18 protein-coding genes are annotated in these 15,795 nt (G+C 67.2%); 11 read left to right on the forward strand and 7 right to left on the reverse strand.

Going from position 1 to position 15,795, the window contains the following annotated elements; all coding sequences use genetic code 11:
- The first annotated feature begins 60 nt into the window (after positions 1 to 60).
- From ACWZHB_RS23610 to ACWZHB_RS23625, 4 genes are all read left to right on the forward strand, one after another.
- A complete protein-coding gene (locus ACWZHB_RS23610) occupies positions 61 to 1,473 on the forward strand; it encodes an ethanolamine ammonia-lyase subunit EutB (protein ID WP_427904012.1) in 1,413 nt (470 codons plus the stop codon).
- A 62-nt stretch (positions 1,474 to 1,535) separates the two neighbouring features.
- Positions 1,536 to 2,417, forward strand: coding sequence for an ethanolamine ammonia-lyase subunit EutC (gene eutC, locus ACWZHB_RS23615; RefSeq protein WP_427904013.1), 882 nt, complete (start codon positions 1,536 to 1,538; stop codon positions 2,415 to 2,417).
- Positions 2,418 to 2,492: 75 nt separating this feature from the next.
- Positions 2,493 to 2,891, forward strand: coding sequence for an NUDIX hydrolase (locus tag ACWZHB_RS23620; protein ID WP_427904014.1), 399 nt, complete (start codon positions 2,493 to 2,495; stop codon positions 2,889 to 2,891).
- A 70-nt stretch (positions 2,892 to 2,961) separates the two neighbouring features.
- Entirely contained in the window at positions 2,962 to 3,156 is a 195-nt protein-coding gene (locus ACWZHB_RS23625) for a hypothetical protein (RefSeq protein WP_427904015.1), read from the forward strand.
- Here ACWZHB_RS23625 and ACWZHB_RS23630 read toward each other — a convergent pair.
- Together ACWZHB_RS23630 and mca are read right to left on the reverse strand one after the other, a co-directional pair.
- Positions 3,153 to 3,401, reverse strand: coding sequence for a hypothetical protein (locus ACWZHB_RS23630; RefSeq protein WP_427904016.1), 249 nt, complete (start codon positions 3,399 to 3,401; stop codon positions 3,153 to 3,155). The two genes, ACWZHB_RS23625 and ACWZHB_RS23630, sit on opposite strands and share 4 nt — an antisense overlap.
- Entirely contained in the window at positions 3,401 to 4,267 is an 867-nt protein-coding gene (gene mca / locus ACWZHB_RS23635) for a mycothiol conjugate amidase Mca (RefSeq protein ID WP_427904017.1), read from the reverse strand. Before mca ends, ACWZHB_RS23630 begins: the two co-directional genes overlap by 1 nt.
- 120 nt (positions 4,268 to 4,387) lie before the next feature.
- On the opposite strand from mca, the gene ACWZHB_RS23640 reads away from it, so the two are divergent.
- The gene (locus ACWZHB_RS23640; RefSeq protein WP_427904018.1) at positions 4,388 to 4,849 is read left to right on the forward strand and encodes a DUF4307 domain-containing protein; all 462 of its coding nucleotides are present in this window, start codon (positions 4,388 to 4,390) and stop codon (positions 4,847 to 4,849) included.
- A 225-nt stretch (positions 4,850 to 5,074) separates the two neighbouring features.
- Positions 5,075 to 5,566: a transcription elongation factor GreA gene (gene greA / locus ACWZHB_RS23645; protein WP_056813695.1), complete on the forward strand. Its 492-nt coding sequence runs from the start codon at positions 5,075 to 5,077 to the stop codon at positions 5,564 to 5,566.
- 90 nt (positions 5,567 to 5,656) lie between these two features.
- Here the strand turns inward: greA and ACWZHB_RS23650 are convergent, their stop codons facing one another.
- Complete coding sequence (locus tag ACWZHB_RS23650; RefSeq protein ID WP_427904019.1) at positions 5,657 to 6,799, reverse strand: cystathionine gamma-synthase; 1,143 nt, start codon at positions 6,797 to 6,799, stop codon at positions 5,657 to 5,659.
- A 98-nt stretch (positions 6,800 to 6,897) separates the two neighbouring features.
- Between ACWZHB_RS23650 and ACWZHB_RS23655 the strand changes: the two genes are divergently transcribed.
- The gene (locus ACWZHB_RS23655; RefSeq protein WP_427904020.1) at positions 6,898 to 8,079 is read left to right on the forward strand and encodes an acyl-CoA dehydrogenase family protein; all 1,182 of its coding nucleotides are present in this window, start codon (positions 6,898 to 6,900) and stop codon (positions 8,077 to 8,079) included.
- 1 nt (position 8,080) lies between these two features.
- Here the strand turns inward: ACWZHB_RS23655 and ACWZHB_RS23660 are convergent, their stop codons facing one another.
- A complete protein-coding gene (locus tag ACWZHB_RS23660) occupies positions 8,081 to 8,383 on the reverse strand; it encodes a hypothetical protein (RefSeq protein ID WP_427904021.1) in 303 nt (100 codons plus the stop codon).
- A gap of 112 nt (positions 8,384 to 8,495) precedes the next feature.
- Positions 8,496 to 9,797, reverse strand: a complete 1,302-nt coding sequence (locus ACWZHB_RS23665; protein ID WP_427904022.1) for an NtaA/DmoA family FMN-dependent monooxygenase — start codon at positions 9,795 to 9,797, stop codon at positions 8,496 to 8,498.
- A gap of 158 nt (positions 9,798 to 9,955) precedes the next feature.
- On the opposite strand from ACWZHB_RS23665, the gene ACWZHB_RS23670 reads away from it, so the two are divergent.
- Positions 9,956 to 10,300, forward strand: a complete 345-nt coding sequence (locus ACWZHB_RS23670; protein ID WP_427904023.1) for a DUF6401 family natural product biosynthesis protein — start codon at positions 9,956 to 9,958, stop codon at positions 10,298 to 10,300.
- A 55-nt stretch (positions 10,301 to 10,355) separates the two neighbouring features.
- Here ACWZHB_RS23670 and ACWZHB_RS23675 read toward each other — a convergent pair whose 3' ends face one another.
- Positions 10,356 to 11,189: a mechanosensitive ion channel family protein gene (locus ACWZHB_RS23675; protein ID WP_427904024.1), complete on the reverse strand. Its 834-nt coding sequence runs from the start codon at positions 11,187 to 11,189 to the stop codon at positions 10,356 to 10,358.
- 196 nt (positions 11,190 to 11,385) lie between these two features.
- On the opposite strand from ACWZHB_RS23675, the gene ACWZHB_RS23680 reads away from it, so the two are divergent.
- The 3 genes from ACWZHB_RS23680 to erm all read left to right on the forward strand — a co-directional run bounded on the left by ACWZHB_RS23680 (position 11,386) and on the right by erm (position 14,254).
- Complete coding sequence (locus ACWZHB_RS23680; RefSeq protein ID WP_427904025.1) at positions 11,386 to 12,051, forward strand: TetR/AcrR family transcriptional regulator; 666 nt, start codon at positions 11,386 to 11,388, stop codon at positions 12,049 to 12,051.
- Positions 12,048 to 13,226 (forward strand): NAD(P)-binding protein, encoded by a 1,179-nt coding sequence (locus ACWZHB_RS23685; RefSeq protein ID WP_427904026.1) that lies wholly within the window; start codon positions 12,048 to 12,050, stop codon positions 13,224 to 13,226. The genes ACWZHB_RS23680 and ACWZHB_RS23685 overlap by 4 nt, the downstream gene beginning before the upstream one ends.
- 203 nt (positions 13,227 to 13,429) lie before the next feature.
- Positions 13,430 to 14,254, forward strand: a complete 825-nt coding sequence (gene erm, locus ACWZHB_RS23690) for a 23S ribosomal RNA methyltransferase Erm (RefSeq protein WP_427904027.1) — start codon at positions 13,430 to 13,432, stop codon at positions 14,252 to 14,254.
- An 82-nt stretch (positions 14,255 to 14,336) separates the two neighbouring features.
- On the opposite strand, the gene ACWZHB_RS23695 is transcribed toward erm, so the two are convergent.
- Positions 14,337 to 15,719, reverse strand: a complete 1,383-nt coding sequence (locus ACWZHB_RS23695) for a cystathionine beta-synthase (protein ID WP_427904028.1) — start codon at positions 15,717 to 15,719, stop codon at positions 14,337 to 14,339.
- Positions 15,720 to 15,795: the final 76 nt, after the last annotated feature.

Consider the following 15,795-nt stretch of genomic DNA (forward strand, 5'->3'; position numbering starts at 1 on the left):
CCGGCGGCGTCGCGCATACTGCCGGGCTCCGGTGGCCGTGGAAACTCTCGAAAGGGACCGATGACCTTGTACCGCAGCACAATCGGCGTTACGACCCACACCTTCGACGGGTTGATCGACCTGATGGCGAAAGCCACTCCCCTGCGCAGTGGTGACGAGCTCGCCGGATGCGCGGCGGCCACCGATGCCGAACGTGCCGCCGCGCAGTGGGCGTTGGCCGAGGTGCCGCTGACCACGTTTCTGAGCGACGTACTGGTTCCGTACGAGACCGACGAGGTCACCCGGCTGATCATCGACAGTCACGACCGGTCGGCGTTCGCGCCGATCTCGCATCTGACCGTCGGCGGATTGCGCGACTGGCTGCTCGCTGTCGCCGCTGCCGCCGATTCCGCGGCGACCCTGGCCGCGGTGTCGCCGGGGCTGACACCGGAGATGGTGGCCGCGGTCAGCAAGATCATGCGCAATCAGGATCTGATCGCGGTGGCCAAGGCGGTCGAGGTGACCGCGGGATTCCGCACCACCATCGGCCTGCCCGGCCGGTTGAGCACGCGGTTGCAGCCCAATCATCCGACCGATGATCCGCGCGGGATCGCCGCCGCTACCTTGGACGGACTGCTGCTCGGCTGTGGCGACGCGGTGATCGGGATCAACCCCGCCACCGACTCACCGCAGGCCACCTCGGATCTGCTGCATCTGCTCGACGAGGTGCGCCTTCGCTTCGATATCCCGACCCAGTCCTGCGTGCTCTCCCACGTCACCACGACCATCGGGTTGATCGAGGCCGGGGCGCCGGTGGACCTGGTGTTCCAGTCCGTGGCGGGTACCGAAGGCGCGAATACCGGCTTCGGCGTGAATATCTCGCTGTTGCGGGAGGGGAACGAGGCGGGGCGATCGCTGCGGCGCGGCACCGTCGGCGACAACGTGATGTATCTCGAAACCGGGCAGGGGTCAGCACTGAGCGCGAATGCCCATCTGGGCGTTGGTGATCGGCCGGTGGACCAGCAGACCCTGGAAGCACGCGCCTACGCCGTAGCCCGGGATCTGCGACCGCTGCTGGTGAATACAGTCGTCGGCTTCATCGGACCCGAGTACCTCTACGACGGCAAGCAGATCATCCGGGCCGGGCTCGAAGACCACTTCTGCGGCAAACTGCTCGGCCTGCCGATGGGCGTGGATGTCTGCTACACCAACCACGCCGAGGCCGACCAGGACGACATGGACACCCTGCTCACGCTGCTCGGTGCGGCCGGTTGCGCCTTCGTCATCGCGGTGCCCGGCGCCGACGACGTGATGCTCGGCTACCAGAGCCTGTCGTTCCACGACGCCCTCTACGCCCGCCAGGTCCTGAACCTGCGCCCCGCACCGGAATTCGAGGCCTGGCTGGCGGGCCTGGGCATGCTCGACGCGAACGGCCGTGTGCGACAAGTAGAACCGCTGTCGTCACCTCTGCGCGCACTGACGGCCACCCGGTGACCGCGCCAGGGCCAGCGCCGAAACTATCCACAGTCGGTCACGACCACCGAAGCCTGGAGGCAATGATGCCGAGCACGGACGACGTAGCGGCGTCGCGCGATCCGGCAGGTTCTCCGCACGCCGAGGACGCTGCCGTATCCCCCGCGGGCCGACCATCGGAATCCAATGTCGCCCAGGACTTCTGGCGAGATCTCCGGGACAGCACGCGAGCCAGGATCGGGCTCGGCCGCACCGGCGACGCGCTACCTACGACAGATGTCCTCGCACTGCGCGCCGCCCACGCTGCGGCCCGCGACGCCGTGCACCTTCCGCTGGACGTCGCGACGTTCACCGAGCAGATCGCCACGCTCGGTCTCGGCACTCCGGTCACCGTAGCCAGCAGGGCGGCCGATCGCGCCGAGTACCTGCGCCGCCCCGATCTCGGCAGAGTGCCCGACGACCTCACCCCCGTCACCGCTACCCGCGCGGACATCGGCTTCGTTCTCGCCGACGGGCTGTCCCCCTTGGCACTGTCCGAGCACGCCCCCGGCCTGCTCGCCGCCCTCGCCGGCGAACTCTGCGACCGCTACACCCTGGCACCGCCGGTCATCGCCACCCAGGCCAGAGTGGCGCTGGGCGACCACATCGCCGAAGCCATGGGCGTGCGTACAGTCCTGGTGCTGATCGGCGAGCGCCCCGGCCTGTCGGTCGCCGACAGCCTCGGTATCTACCTCACCCATCTGCCGCGCCCCGGCCGTGCCGACGCCGAACGCAACTGCATCTCCAACATCCACCCGCCCGACGGCCTCGCCTATGCCGACGCCGCCCGGGTGGTGGCAGGTCTGGTCGCGGGGGCCCGCGCACTCGGCCGCTCTGGAGTCGACCTCAAAGACACCTCGCGCGCCGACTCTCTGGCCGCCGCCGAGACTTTGACCGTCGACCCGCCACCGGCACCGACTTCGTGAGCTGACCCAGACACCAGGGTGACGCGGAGCACGTTCGACGTGAGCCGGAGCCGATCGCTCCCTAGAGTGATCCCCATGATCCGCACCGCCGCCCTCGCCCATGTCCGCGACCGCAGGCTGATTCAGACGCGTCCCGAAGGCAAGGATGTCTTCTACATGGCGGGCGGCAAGATCGACCCCGGCGAGACCCCTTTACAGGCGCTACATCGCGAGATCGAGGAAGAACTCGGCGTCGGCCTGGCCGGTGTCGCCGAGTTCGGTGTCTTCGAGGCCGAAGCCTTCGGCCACCGCCGCAACACCGGTCTGCACATGACCTGTTTCCGTGCCGAACTCACCGGCGAACCCCAGGCCACCGGCGAAATCGCCGAATTCCGCTACTTCACCGGCAGCGAATACGAGGCCATGGACCACGTCGCCCCCGGCTCGCTGATGGTCTTCCGGCGTTTGCACGAACTCGACCTCATCGACTGGTAGTTCGCTCCAGCAACGATTCAATCTCGGGCGAAACGAACCCACGACCTGCGACGATCCCATAGCTGTGAACATGACGATGACCACGGCAGCCATGACAGCGTCCGAGCGCCGCGCGGCGCTGCGGCGACTCATCGCCCTGTTCGGCCTGATGAACACGATGATCGAGCTGAGCAACAGTGGCGCGCAGCGCTCGGTGGCCGAACACGCCACCGCCGCACGCGACCTCGTCGGCGAACTCGTCGCCGATCTCGCCGCAGCCCGCTAAGCGGTCGGCTTCGGCGGGTCGGCGGCGTCCTCGGTGATCACGCCCGGCTCGGTGCCCTCGTCGGCCTTCTGATCCGGTTCCGGGTGCTCGGGTTCGAACGTTTCGGGCAGGCCTTTGAGATGCTTGTTCATCGAGCGGACCAGCAGCACCGTGCCTGCCAGCAGGATCAGGATGACCAGCAGGCCGAGCGGGGAGGCCTTGCCGAACTCGGGGCCGGTGGGTTGCTGCGCGAGGTAGACCAACATCACCGGTCAGTGTCCTCGATGCCGGCGAACAGGTCGGTCTCCGGGATAGCGGTGGACACTCTGGTCTTGGCCAATTCGAACTCCTCGGTCGGCCAGAGCCGCTGCTGCATCTCCAACGGGATCGCGAAGAACGCGCCGTTGGGATCGATCTGGGTCGCGTGGGCGCGCAGGGCGTCGTCACGCTGGGGGAAGTATTTCGAGCATTCGATCTGGGTGGTGACCCGGCCCATGATGTCGCCACGCGCCGCCTGGTACTGCTTCATCCGGTCCAGCCACTCCTGCAGCGGGAACGGTTCACCTATGCGCTCGTACTCGTCGGCGAAGGCCTCCAGGCGCTTCATGCTGAAACCGTGGTCGTAGTAGAGCTTGAGCGGTGTCCACGGCTCGCCCGCCTCGGGGAACTTCGTCGGATCGCCCGCGGCCTCGTACGCGGCCATCGACACCTCGTGGCAGCGGATGTGGTCCGGGTGCGGGTAGCCACCGTTCTCGTCGTAGGTGGTGATCACCTGCGGCTTGAACTCGCGGATCACGCGCACCAGCGCCTCGGTGGATTCCTCGAGCGGCACCAGCGCGAAGCAGCCCTCGGGCAGCGGCGGTAGCGGGTCGCCCTCGGGCAGGCCCGAGTCGACGAAGCCCAGCCAGTGCTGGCGCACGCCGAGCGCGTGGGCGGCCGCGGCCATCTCCTCGCGCCGCACTTCGTTGATCCGGTCCAGCACACCGGGGGTGTCCATGGCCGGGTTCAGGATGCTGCCGCGCTCGCCGCCGGTCAACGTCACGACGAGCACCTCGACGCCCTCCGCGGCGTACCTGGCGGTCGTCGCGGCGCCCTTGCTCGATTCGTCGTCGGGGTGGGCGTGCACTGCCATGAGGCGAAGGCCACTCACTTCTCGTTCACCGTCGCTCTCGCTCGCGGGTGTCAGATGTCGTTACCTATAGTTCCATCCGACCCCCTGTTTGTTCCGACCACCCCCGGGAGCGCGAAACCGATGACCGAGCCCGCACCCGACTCCGCCGCGACCTCGGCCGCGGCAGCAGCGCGACACGCCGATCGATACGGTACGAAACCACCTGCGCGTCGCCTGTGGCTGATGGTTTTGCTCGGTGTCGGCGTGGTGGTGGCCGGTTTCGCGGTGGCCTATCTGGGCTTCCAGAAATATGGTCCGAAGGCGGTCGAGACCGAGCAGCTGGGCTATGTGGTCGTCGACGACGCCACCCTGGACGTGCGGATCAAGGTGACCCGCGACAACCCACAGCAGGCAGTGGTCTGCTTCGTGCGCGCGATGGATCGCGACGGCGCCGAGGTGGGCAGGCGCGAAATACTCGTTCCCGGCTCGGACTCGACCAGCGTGCAGGTGAGCACTACGGTGAAGTCATCAGCCCGCGCTTCGGCGGGCGACATCTATGGTTGCAGTGACCAGATTCCGGGCTACCTGCGCACGCCCGCCTAGCCTGACCTGCATATTTATGAGACATGCTAAAATGGTCTGATACACGGTTCCGGGGTTCGGAGCCGTGTTTGCTGCATTGGCGGCCAGCGGTGCTGTTTGTGGGTATCGGGTTCACCCCCAGGATCGCTCCAGCCGTCGGGCTGGTGCATGCCCTCCTTCGGGGGGTCTCGCGCCGGTTTCAGGGAATCCCGGTGCGCCGGGAACAACTACTAGGGAGTGATCGAGATGACCGAGAATGTGACCTGGCTTACCCAGGAGTCGCACGACAGGCTCAAGGGCGAGCTGGACTCGCTCATTGCCAATCGTCCGGTCATTGCCGCCGAGATCAACGAGCGCCGCGAAGAGGGCGACCTCAAGGAGAACGGTGGCTACCACGCCGCGCGTGAAGAGCAGGGTCAGCAGGAGGCGCGTATCCGCCAGCTGCAGGAACTGCTGAACAACGCCAAGGTCGGCGTCGCCCCCACCAAATCCGGTGTGGCACTGCCGGGCTCGGTCGTCACGGTCTACTACGACGGCGACGAGGGCGATACCGAGACCTTCCTGATCGCGACCCGCGAAGAAGGGCTCGGCGCCACCGGCCTCGAGGCCTACTCGCCGAACTCGCCGCTGGGCGGCGCGCTGATCGACGCCAAGGTGGGCGAGACCCGCGAGTACACACTCCCCAACGGCAACACCATGAAGGTCACGCTGGTCAGCGCGGAGCCGTACCACAGCTGAGCGCGCTGAACCCGTACATCTAGAACCCGAACGCAAGCGGCCGCATCCGGAATCCGGATGCGGCCGCTTCGTCATGTGTGTTGGCCCTGCTCAGCTCAGCGCCTGCTCGACATCGGCGAGCAGATCGCTGATGTCCTCGATGCCCACCGAGAGCCGGACCAGGTCGGCGGGGACTTCCAGCGCCGATCCCTCGGTGCTCGCGTGCGTCATCGCGCCGGGATGTTCGATGAGCGATTCGATGCCGCCCAGCGATTCCGCGAGGGTGAAGATCTCGGTCCGCGAGCAGAACTTCAGCGCCGCGTCCCGGCCGCCGACCAGGCGCACCGAGATCATGCCGCCGCTGCGACGCATCTGCTTCTGCGCGATCTCGTAGCCGGGGTGCGTGGGCAGGCCCGGGTAGATGACCTGGGAGATGGCCGGGTGGTTGGTGAGGAACTCCGCGATGACCTCGGCGTTGTCGCAGTGCTTCTCCATGCGCACGGCCAGGGTCTTGATGCCGCGCATCGTGAGGAAGGCGTCGAACGGACCTGGGACAGCGCCCGCGCCGTTCTGCAGGAACGCGAAATCCTTGTCGAGGTCGGCGCTGTTGGTGATCAGCGCGCCACCGACGACATCGGAGTGACCGCCGATGTACTTGGTGGTCGAGTGCAGCACCACATCGGCGCCGAGCAGCAGCGGCTGCTGCAGGTACGGGGTGGCGAAGGTGTTGTCCACGACCAGCTTCGCGTCGGACTCGTGGGCGATATCGGCCAGCGCGGGGATGTCACCGATGCTCAGCAGCGGGTTGGTCGGGGTCTCGATCCACACCAGCTTGGTGTTGGGGCGGATGGCCGCGCGCACCGCGTCGAGGTCGGCGATGTGGGCGGGCGAGTGCTCGATGCCCCACTGGCTGAAGACCTTGTCGATGAGCCGGAAGGTGCCGCCGTAGGCGTCGTCGGGGATCACGATGTGATCGCCGGGGCGCAGCATGGCGCGCAGCGCGCAGTCGGTGGCCGCCATACCCGAGGCGAAGGCCCGCCCGTAACTGCCCGATTCGAGGGCGGCGAGGTTGGCTTCCAGTGCCGTGCGGGTGGGGTTGCCGGTGCGCGCGTACTCGTAGCCACCGCGCATGCCGCCGACGCCGTCCTGGGCGAAGGTCGAGCTCGCGTAGATGGGCACGTTGACCGCACCGGTCTGAGGATCGGGTTCATATCCGGCGTGCACGGCCCTGGTGGAGAATCCCAGCTCACTCATTGCCTCAGACTAGTTGGCTCGCTTCGCGTGCGATCGCTGGGGTATCGGCCTGGTCGAAGTGTCGGATTCGGGCGTGGTACTGCGGTTAAGCTCACGCCATGGTCACTGTCGAAGAGTTGTTCGCCATCGATCCGTTGCTGTCGCAGGAGGAGCGCGAGATCCGCGACACGGTGGCGCGATTCGGGGAACGCAGGCTGCGACCGCACCTGGCCGACTGGTTCGAGCAGGGCACGTTCCCAGCTCGCGAGATCGCGCCGGAACTGGGCAAGCTCGGGTTGCTCGGCATGCACCTGGAGGGCTACGGCTGCGCGGGCTCGTCGGCGACCGCGTACGGGCTCGCCTGCCAGGAGCTCGAAGCGGTCGACTCCGGGGTGCGCAGCATGGTGTCGGTGCAGGGCTCGCTGGCGATGGCGGCGATTCACTTCTTCGGGTCGGAGGAGCAGAAGCAGCAGTACCTGCCCGCGATGGCGGCCGGCGAGGTGATCGGCTGCTTCGGACTCACCGAACCCGACTTCGGGTCCAACCCCGGCGGGATGCGCACGCGGGCGCGTCGCGATGGTGACGACTGGGTGCTGAACGGGTCCAAGATGTGGATCACGAACGGGTCGGTCGCCGATATCGCGATCGTCTGGGCCTACGCGGACGAGCCGGGCGCGGACAAGCCGCGGGTGCGTGGCTTCCTCGTGCCCTCGGGCACACCGGGTTTCACCACTCGCGAGATCCACCGCAAGCTGTCGCTGCGCGCATCGATCACCGCCGCACTCGATTTCGACGACGTCCGCTTGCCCGCCGACGCGGTGCTGCCCGAATCACGCGGGCTGAGTTCGCCGCTGGCCTGTTTGAGCGAAGCGCGGTTCGGCATCATCTTCGGCGCGCTCGGCGCTGCCCGCGACTGCCTCAGCGCGGCGATCGACTACTCCCGCAGCCGCGAGGTATTCGACAAGCCACTCGCGGGCTACCAGCTCACTCAGGCCAAGCTGGCCGATATGGCGCTCGAGCTCGGCAAGGGACAGTTGCTCGCGCTGCACCTGGGCCGGTTGAAGGATCGTCACGAGATCACCGGCGAGCAGATCAGTGCGGGCAAGCTGAACAGCACTCGCGAGGCAATCAAGATTGCTCGCGAATGCCGAACCATCTTGGGCGCCAATGGGATCACCCTCGACTACCCGGTGCTGCGGCACGCCAACAACCTGGAGTCGGTGCTGACCTACGAGGGCACCGCCGAGGTGCACCAGCTGGTCATCGGCAAGGCGCTCACCGACGCGAACGCGTTCCGGTAGGTCAGGTACCGGCCGGTCTCGGCCTGATCATGCCGCCGGCGAAGGCCGCGGCGAGCACGACGATCACCACCGTGAGGACGGTCAGCGCGATGGGCACGGTGATCGCTGTGGGAATGCCGAGCACGGTCAGACCGGCCACACTGCCGCAACCCCAGATGATCGCGGCGGTGAGACGTCCGAGTACTGGCGCGTAGGGCGAGCGCCGCCACGCCTCGGCGATCCTCGTCTGCGCCGAATACCCTGCGCTAGCAGCGATAACCGGGCTCATGCCGAACAGTTGTACGGCCGGGTCGGTGACCTGCACTGCGGATCCCTTCGCTCGCCGAGCTGGTTTGCCGAAAGTTGTCTCGGAACGGTTATACCCATTCAGAGTCCATCGGGCGCCCGGTTCGCGCAACTCCGCGCTGTCGTGTCGGCTACGCCCTGGCCGCCGCGGTCGGCGCGGGCAGTTCCAGGTTCTCCCGGTAGGTCGCGCCCAGATAGTCGGTATCGAGCAGATTCCTGCGACGCAGTTCGGGCAGCAGACCGTTGACGACGAAATCGTGGGTGCGCTCGTCGGTGAGCCCGCCGAGGGAGATCACGTCGAGCACATTCGCCCGATAGCGCTCCTCGATCGCGTCGGCCAGCTGTTCGGGCGTGCCCGCAACGGCCCAGTGGCCGGTGTCCTTGGCGGCGATGACGAGTTCGCGCAGCGTCGCGCCGGACGCGGCGAGCTTGCCGAAGATCTCGACGCGGCCGCGGCGCCGGTGGACCGAGCCCAGTTGCGGTAGAAGGGTTTCCGGGATGGGCTTGTCCAGTGGCAGGTCGGACAAATCGATGTCGCCGCCGAGCATGTCGGCCAGCTGACGGCGCCCCGCCTCGAAATCGGTGGCTTCGGCCGCCTCGCGAACCAGCCGGCGGGCCTGCTCCTCCGTCGCGCCATAGGTGGCGTGCAAGGAACTGAAGATGAGCGGAAGTCCGTCCGGTCTGCCCAATTCGGTAGCACGGGTGCGGATCTTCTTCGTGTAGGTGATCGCATCCTCCAGCGTCGGCAGCGAGGTGAACACCACCTCCGCGAATCGCGCACCGAACTCGACCCCGCCCGCGGATTGACCGGCCTGGAACTGGACCGGCCTGCCCTGGGGCAGCGGTGGAATGTTCAGCGGACCACGCACCGAGAAATACTGTCCGACATGGCCGATCGGCCGCACGAGCGATTCGTCCAGTGCCACAACACCATTGCTGTCCTGCCGCAGCGCACCCGGCTGCCAGCTGTCGAACAACGCGTTGACCACTTCCAGCGACTCGGTGGCGCGAGCGTAGCGCTGCTCCGGGCTCGGCAGGTCCTCATCGCCGTAGTTCTCCTCCCCCAGCGAGGAGGTCACCGCGTTCCACGCCGCGCGGCCGTTGCTGATGTGGTCGAGCGTGCCGAACAACCTGGCCAGATTGTAGGGATGGTGGAAGGTGGTGGTGACCGTGGCGATGAGGCCCACATCGGTGGTCACCGCGCTGAGGGCGGCGAGCTGGATCAGCGGTTCCTGCGCACCGATGGCGCCCTGGGCACCGAAGCTGAGCAGGTCCGCCGCGAAGAGCGCACCGATCTTGTTGGCCTGCGCGATCCGGGCGATCCGTACCGCTTCGTCGAGGGTCGATCGGGTCGGGTCGAGCGCCGCCGCGTACACGTCGCGCGATCCGCTGACCCCGGTGACGGTCTTCAATTTCCGACGTTCGCTGCCCATGTTCGACAGTCCAGCAGAACACCTGGACAGCGACCATGGTTGCGCTCACCGGAATTCGATCGCGCGTGCTCGATGTTGCGTCATATTCGCCAGGCCATGAGTTTGATCTTGAAACAATCCAATTTCAGCATCACCGTATAGATTGCTATCATATTGTGATGTTTGCGCCAGGTCGCGCGTTGCTCGAACTTTCGGCGCAACGACAAATACAGCAGTTGAACACCGAGTTCGGAGCACCCGCGGCGGTCGTCGCCGCGGCGGTGCCCGCGTTGTCGGCGCAGTTGGATCAGCATGCCGCCGCGGTGCGCGACATTCTCGAGCTCGGCGTCGAGGATTCGGCCCGGGTGCCGCTCATCGTGCTGCTCGCCGGTTATGTCCGCGGACTACTCGATCATTTCGCCGAGCGGGCCGACGGATTCTTCGCAGGCGCGCCGGACAACTGGCACGATGCCGATTGGCTGCAGTTGCGCCTTGCCGCGGTGTGCGCGTACGCCGACGACTGAGAACGACGACGGCGCCCCGCCTCCCGCAGGCTGACGGTGCGCCGACGCCGGTTGGTCATCTAGCCGTTTCGCCACCCCAGCCGGGCTCGGTTTCCGTGGCGCTCGCGCCGGGCGTGGCCCATGCCTGCTGGGTCGTGCTCGGTGCCACCCGCTCACCCTGACGCTCGGCATCCTCGCGTCCACGCTGGTAGGCCTGGGCATGCCCCTTCATCGCGGGCATCTCCGATTCCAGATTGCCGAGCCAGTTGCTCCAGCGCTGTTCCATGGGCCGCACCAGGCCGCCGCCGACACCGACCACCAGGATGCCGCCGATGGTGGCGAGCACGGCGATCAGGATCGGCGTGGTCACCGAGGTCGCGACACCGATCTGGTTCAGCGCGGCGATGATGCCGATGCCCCAGATGAACACCGCCGCGATCCGGCCGAGCATGGTCCCGTAGGACAGCCCGCCGAGCACATTGGAGACGAGGTCGCTCACCGCGTGCGCGATGGCCGCGGCGATCACCACGATCACGATCGCGATCACGGCCTTGGGCAGCCATGCCACGATGCTGGTGAGCAGCGCACTGACCGGGTTCGGCCCGAATACCGCGAAACCGATCTGTAGCGCGATCAACAGAATCGCGTAATAGGCGATCTTGGCGATAATGTCGGAAGCGTCATATTTACTGCGGGACAGCATTTTCCGCAGATCGCCGCGTTCGACGAGCTTGTCGAATCCGACGCGCTCCAGCACCGCGTTCACGATCTTGGCGACCACCTTCGCGATGATCCAGCCGACAAGAAGAATGGCGATGAACGCCACCGCTTTGGGGACGAACTGCGCGACCGAACTCCACGCGTCGGTCAAGCCCTGCTGGAAATCTATCGCAACGACGGAGGTATCCACGGCCAGTCCTTTCGCTCGCTCTTGCTGATCAGGGCGGCTGAATTGCCGAAGCACCTGTTCGTGGTGTTTACCCAGGTAATACTCATCGAATCGGTCGAGTAGCGATAAATTTGCTCACGGCCGGTCAGCGGCACAGTGACCCACTACTCACCGCAGGGGTCTTGTGTTCGTCGCACACTCGAGTCACCGTGAGTAAGTGGTTACTTACAGCGAGTCGCCTACGTCGCGGGAGCGGATCCTGACCGAGGCCTTGCGCCTGTTCGGGGAACAGGGCTTCGCCAAGACCTCGGTCGCGCAGATCGAGCGGGCGGCCGGGCTCTCCGGCGGGTCCGGCGCGCTGTACCGGCACTTCAAGTCCAAGGACGAGTTGCTGGTGGCCGCGGTGGACACGCGGCTGAGCGATCGCGGCGAGTGGGACCAGTTCCTGGCGCCCACGTTCTCCGTCGCGGCGGCGCTCGAGGCGATCACGCCGTCGGGCAGCACCGTCGACAAGATCGTCGCGCTGTGCGGGATCGGCTTGGCGCGTCTGGATCACGATCGCGACGTCACCCGAATTCTGTTGCGGGACAATTCGATCCCCACTTCCCTGCTGGAGGTCTTCCGGCAGCAGGAGTACGCGGTGGTGATGTCGGCGGTCACCCGCGGGCTGGTCGAGCTCGCCGGGGACCGGGCCGGTGAGCAGGACTGGGACGCCACCGCGGCGGTCCTGGTCGGCGCGCTCGCCCACTTCTGGATGATTCGCGACATCTTCGACGGCGACCACCCGGCCGACGTCGACACCGACCGATACCTACGAGCTACCGCAGAGTTGATCGCCGCCCGGCTCGACTGGGCGGTTCCCGAAGGAGAGGACCGAGGATGAACACACCCATCACCGTGGTCGGAGGCGGACTGGCCGGACTCACGGCCGCGATCGCCGCCGCCGAAACCGGCGTGCCGGTCCAGCTTTTCGAAGCGCACAAGGCGCTGGGCGGACGTGGTCGCGCGACGCCACCACCGCACGTCGCCCACGAAGGCGCGCATGTCTTCTACGCCGACGGCCCGCATTACACCTGGTTGAAGGAGCGCGGTTTCGTGGCCGGCCTCGGCTGGCCGGGGCTCGCCGACGCCACGAGACTCGGGTTCCGCACGGACGGCACGATCCGCCGCGTGCCTCCGCTCGGGATGTTGCGCGCGCAGTCACGCAAGTGGTTGCAGGCCCCGGTCGACGTCGACTTCCACACCTGGGCCGCCGGTCGCTGGGGTGAGCGCACGGCCACCCAGGTCGCCAACGCGATCAGCGTGGTCACCTACGACGCGAACACCGGCAGGCTCTCCGCCGCCTTCGTCTGGGATCTGTTCCAGCGGGCACTCGGCCCCGCCGTCCCCGCGGTGCGCTGGGTGCGCGGTGGCTGGCAGCAGACGATGGATCGCATGGCCGCGCGCGCGACCGAACTCGGGGTGCGCATCGAAACCGGTTCGCGGGTCACCGAATTGCCCGCCGGTGGACCGGTCATCGTCGCCACCGACCTCGACTCCGCCCGTCGCCTGCTCGGCGACGACACCCTGCACGGCACCAGCGGTTTCGCGGCGCTTCTCGACCTCGGCGTCATCAAAGACCGCCGAGACCGCAGCATCGTCTTCGACCTGGACCAGGGCGGCTTCCACGAGAGCTACACCATGCAGGACGACACCATCGCTCCCGCAGGCGAATCCCTGTACCAACTCCAGATGCCGCTGCGCGACAACGAATCCCGCGACTCCGCTCACGAGCGCCTCGAACAGTTCGCCGATGCCACCATCCCGGACTGGCGCTCCCGCAACACCTTCCACCGCACCGCCACCTCGAAAGGCCGGACCGGCGCACTCGATCTACCCGGAACCACCTGGCGTGACCGGCACGCCATCGATCGAGGCGACGGCATCTATCTGGCGGGCGACATGGTCGCCGCACCCGGCATGCGCGGTGAGATCTCCATCAACAGCGCGATCCGCGCCGCCGCATCGGCGGTCGCCGAGGTACGGGCCCGTAGCCGCGCGCGCACCGGACCCGCCTGATCACCGGCCGAACCGAAATCCGGTTGCGCCGCGGCTCCCCGCATTCCTAGAGTTCGTTCCCATGTCGTGCAACTACTTCATTCGCCTCCGCTACAGCCGGGCTCGGGCCCGCTAGCGGACGCGGATAACTTCATCGGCGTCCACCGGCGCGCCCAGGGCCCTTCGAGCCTCCATCAACTCGAAGACCCGAAGGGGCAACTGCCGTGGCGCAGGATCATTCACACCGAAACTATTCACACACTCAGCGCAAGGTCACCGCTCAGCGCGGTGGCCGTACCGCCCGTGACCACGCGAGAAGGACACTGTCACAGAACTTTCTGGTGAATCAGGCCGCAGTCGACTCGATCGTGACGGTCGCCGAACCGACGGGGACCGTCCTCGAGCCCGGTGCGGGTGCGGGCATTCTCACGCGTGCCATTGCCCGCCGGGGCGCACAGGTCACCGCGTACGAGATCGATCCACTCCTCGCGGCCAAGCTCTCGGCGCAAACGCGTTCCGAGAACGGAATCCGGGTTGTCCGTGGTGATTTCACCAAGGCCAAGGCTCCCCGCGAGCCGTTCGCCGTGGTGGGCAACATCCCGTACTCGGTGACCGCCGAGATCGTCGACTGGTGCCTGACCGCCCCCACCCTCACCTCGGCGACCCTGCTCACCCAACGCGAATACGCCCGCAAACGCACCGGCGACTACGGCCGCTGGAGCCTGCTGACCGCATCGACCTGGCCCTGGTTCGCCTGGGAACTCCGCGGGCAGGTACCCCGCCACCACTTCCGCCCGATCCCCTCGGTCGACTCGGCGATCCTGCGAATCACCCGACGGGCGCAACCCCTTGTCCCCCACCGGGATTCCTACACGGAGCTGGTGCGGGCCGCGTTCTCCGGAGTCGGCGGTACGGTCCGCGCGTCCCTGCGCACCCGCTACCAGGGTGTGGACGACGCGATGGCGACAGCGGGGATCGCACCCGGCACTGTGGTCGCCTACGTCCATCCGGAGCAATGGGTGGCACTGCATTCAGCACTCGACCGCTGACCCGAGCGGCGCCACAAACCAGCTGAGCGGCTCCCACATCAGGTGTGGGAGCCGCTCAGCGGTGTCTCGCGAGGCCTCGGCGTCAGATGGAGCCGGTGCTGAGGAAGCCGAGTAGATCGTGCCGGGTGATGACGCCGACCGGCTTGCCGTCTTCGACGACCATCAGCGCGTCGGAATCCGACAGGGCCTTGGTGGCGGTCGAGATGGGTTCGCCCGAGCCGATCAGCGGGAAGGACGGGCTCATGTGCTGGGCGACGGAGTCGGTGAGGTTGGCGCGGCCTTCGAAGACGGCCGAGAGCAGGTCGCGTTCGGTGACGCTGCCCGCGACCTCGCCTGCCATGACCGGCGGCTCGGCGCCGACGACGGGCATCTGGGAGACGCCGTATTCGCGCAGGATCTCGATGGCGTCGCGCAGGGTTTCCGACGGGTGGGTGTGCACCAGGTCGGGCAGGGCGCCGGACTTGCCGCGCAGCACGTCGCCGACCAGCGGTTCCGGGCCCGCTTCGAGGGGAGTCTGGAGGAAGCCGTAGGAGCTCATCCACTTGTCGTTGAAGATCTTCGACAGGTAGCCGCGGCCACCGTCGGGCAGCAGCACGACCACCACGGCATCGGGATCGCGACGGGCGACCTCGATCGCGGCGACCACGGCCATGCCGCAGGAACCGCCGACCAGCAGGCCTTCCTCGCGAGCCAGGCGCCGGGTCATCTCGAAGGAGTCGGCGTCGGAGACGGCGATGATCTCATCGGGGATCGACGCGTCGTAGGCGCTCGGCCAGAAGTCCTCACCGACACCCTCGACCAGGTACGGGCGACCGGTGCCGCCGGAGTACACCGAGCCTTCGGGATCGGCGCCGATGATCTTCACCTTGCCGCCGGATACCTCCTTGAGGTAGCGGCCGGTGCCGGAGATCGTGCCGCCGGTGCCGACACCCGCGACGAAGTGGGTGACCTTGCCTTCGGTGTCGGCCCAGATCTCGGGGCCGGTGGTCTCGTAGTGGCTGTCGGGGCCACCCGGGTTGGAGTACTGGTTGGGCTTCCAGGCGCCCTCGATCTCGCGGACCAGGCGATCGGAGACGTTGTAGTAGCTGTCGGGGTGCTCCGGCGGCACGGCGGTCGGGCAGACCACGACCTCGGCGCCGTAAGCACGCAACACGTTGCGCTTGTCCTCGCTGACCTTGTCCGGGCACACGAACACGCACTTGTACCCGCGCTGCTGCGCGACCAGCGCCAGGCCGACACCGGTATTGCCCGAGGTCGGCTCGACGATCGTGCCACCCGGCTTCAGCAGTCCGTCCTGCTCGGCGGCGTCGATCATCTTGACCGCGATCCGGTCCTTGGAGCTGCCGCCCGGGTTCAGGTATTCGACCTTCGCGGCCACCAGGCCCGCGTTGGAGCCGACCACCGAGTTCAGCCGAACAAGGGGCGTGTTGCCGATGAGGTCAACCACATGATCCGCGATGCGCATAGCTCCATCGTTGCAGAACCCCCGATCTCGCGAGTAGATGGGTAACTCGTCGAGCACGGGCCAACTCACACCTCCG

Source organism: Nocardia sp. FBN12 (assembly GCF_054031145.1).

Coding starts and splice junctions, on each gene's coding strand:
- ACWZHB_RS23610 (WP_427904012.1), top strand. CDS start 61: ATGACCTTGTACCGCAGCACAATCGGCGTTACGACCCACACCTTCGAC.
- eutC (WP_427904013.1), top strand. CDS start 1,536: ATGATGCCGAGCACGGACGACGTAGCGGCGTCGCGCGATCCGGCAGGT.
- ACWZHB_RS23620 (WP_427904014.1), top strand. CDS start 2,493: ATGATCCGCACCGCCGCCCTCGCCCATGTCCGCGACCGCAGGCTGATT.
- ACWZHB_RS23625 (WP_427904015.1), top strand. CDS start 2,962: ATGACGATGACCACGGCAGCCATGACAGCGTCCGAGCGCCGCGCGGCG.
- ACWZHB_RS23630 (WP_427904016.1), bottom strand. CDS start 3,401: ATGTTGGTCTACCTCGCGCAGCAACCCACCGGCCCCGAGTTCGGCAAG.
- mca (WP_427904017.1), bottom strand. CDS start 4,267: ATGGCAGTGCACGCCCACCCCGACGACGAATCGAGCAAGGGCGCCGCG.
- ACWZHB_RS23640 (WP_427904018.1), top strand. CDS start 4,388: ATGACCGAGCCCGCACCCGACTCCGCCGCGACCTCGGCCGCGGCAGCA.
- greA (WP_056813695.1), top strand. CDS start 5,075: ATGACCGAGAATGTGACCTGGCTTACCCAGGAGTCGCACGACAGGCTC.
- ACWZHB_RS23650 (WP_427904019.1), bottom strand. CDS start 6,799: ATGAGTGAGCTGGGATTCTCCACCAGGGCCGTGCACGCCGGATATGAA.
- ACWZHB_RS23655 (WP_427904020.1), top strand. CDS start 6,898: ATGGTCACTGTCGAAGAGTTGTTCGCCATCGATCCGTTGCTGTCGCAG.
- ACWZHB_RS23665 (WP_427904022.1), bottom strand. CDS start 9,797: ATGGGCAGCGAACGTCGGAAATTGAAGACCGTCACCGGGGTCAGCGGA.
- ACWZHB_RS23670 (WP_427904023.1), top strand. CDS start 9,956: ATGTTTGCGCCAGGTCGCGCGTTGCTCGAACTTTCGGCGCAACGACAA.
- ACWZHB_RS23685 (WP_427904026.1), top strand. CDS start 12,048: ATGAACACACCCATCACCGTGGTCGGAGGCGGACTGGCCGGACTCACG.
- ACWZHB_RS23695 (WP_427904028.1), bottom strand. CDS start 15,719: ATGCGCATCGCGGATCATGTGGTTGACCTCATCGGCAACACGCCCCTT.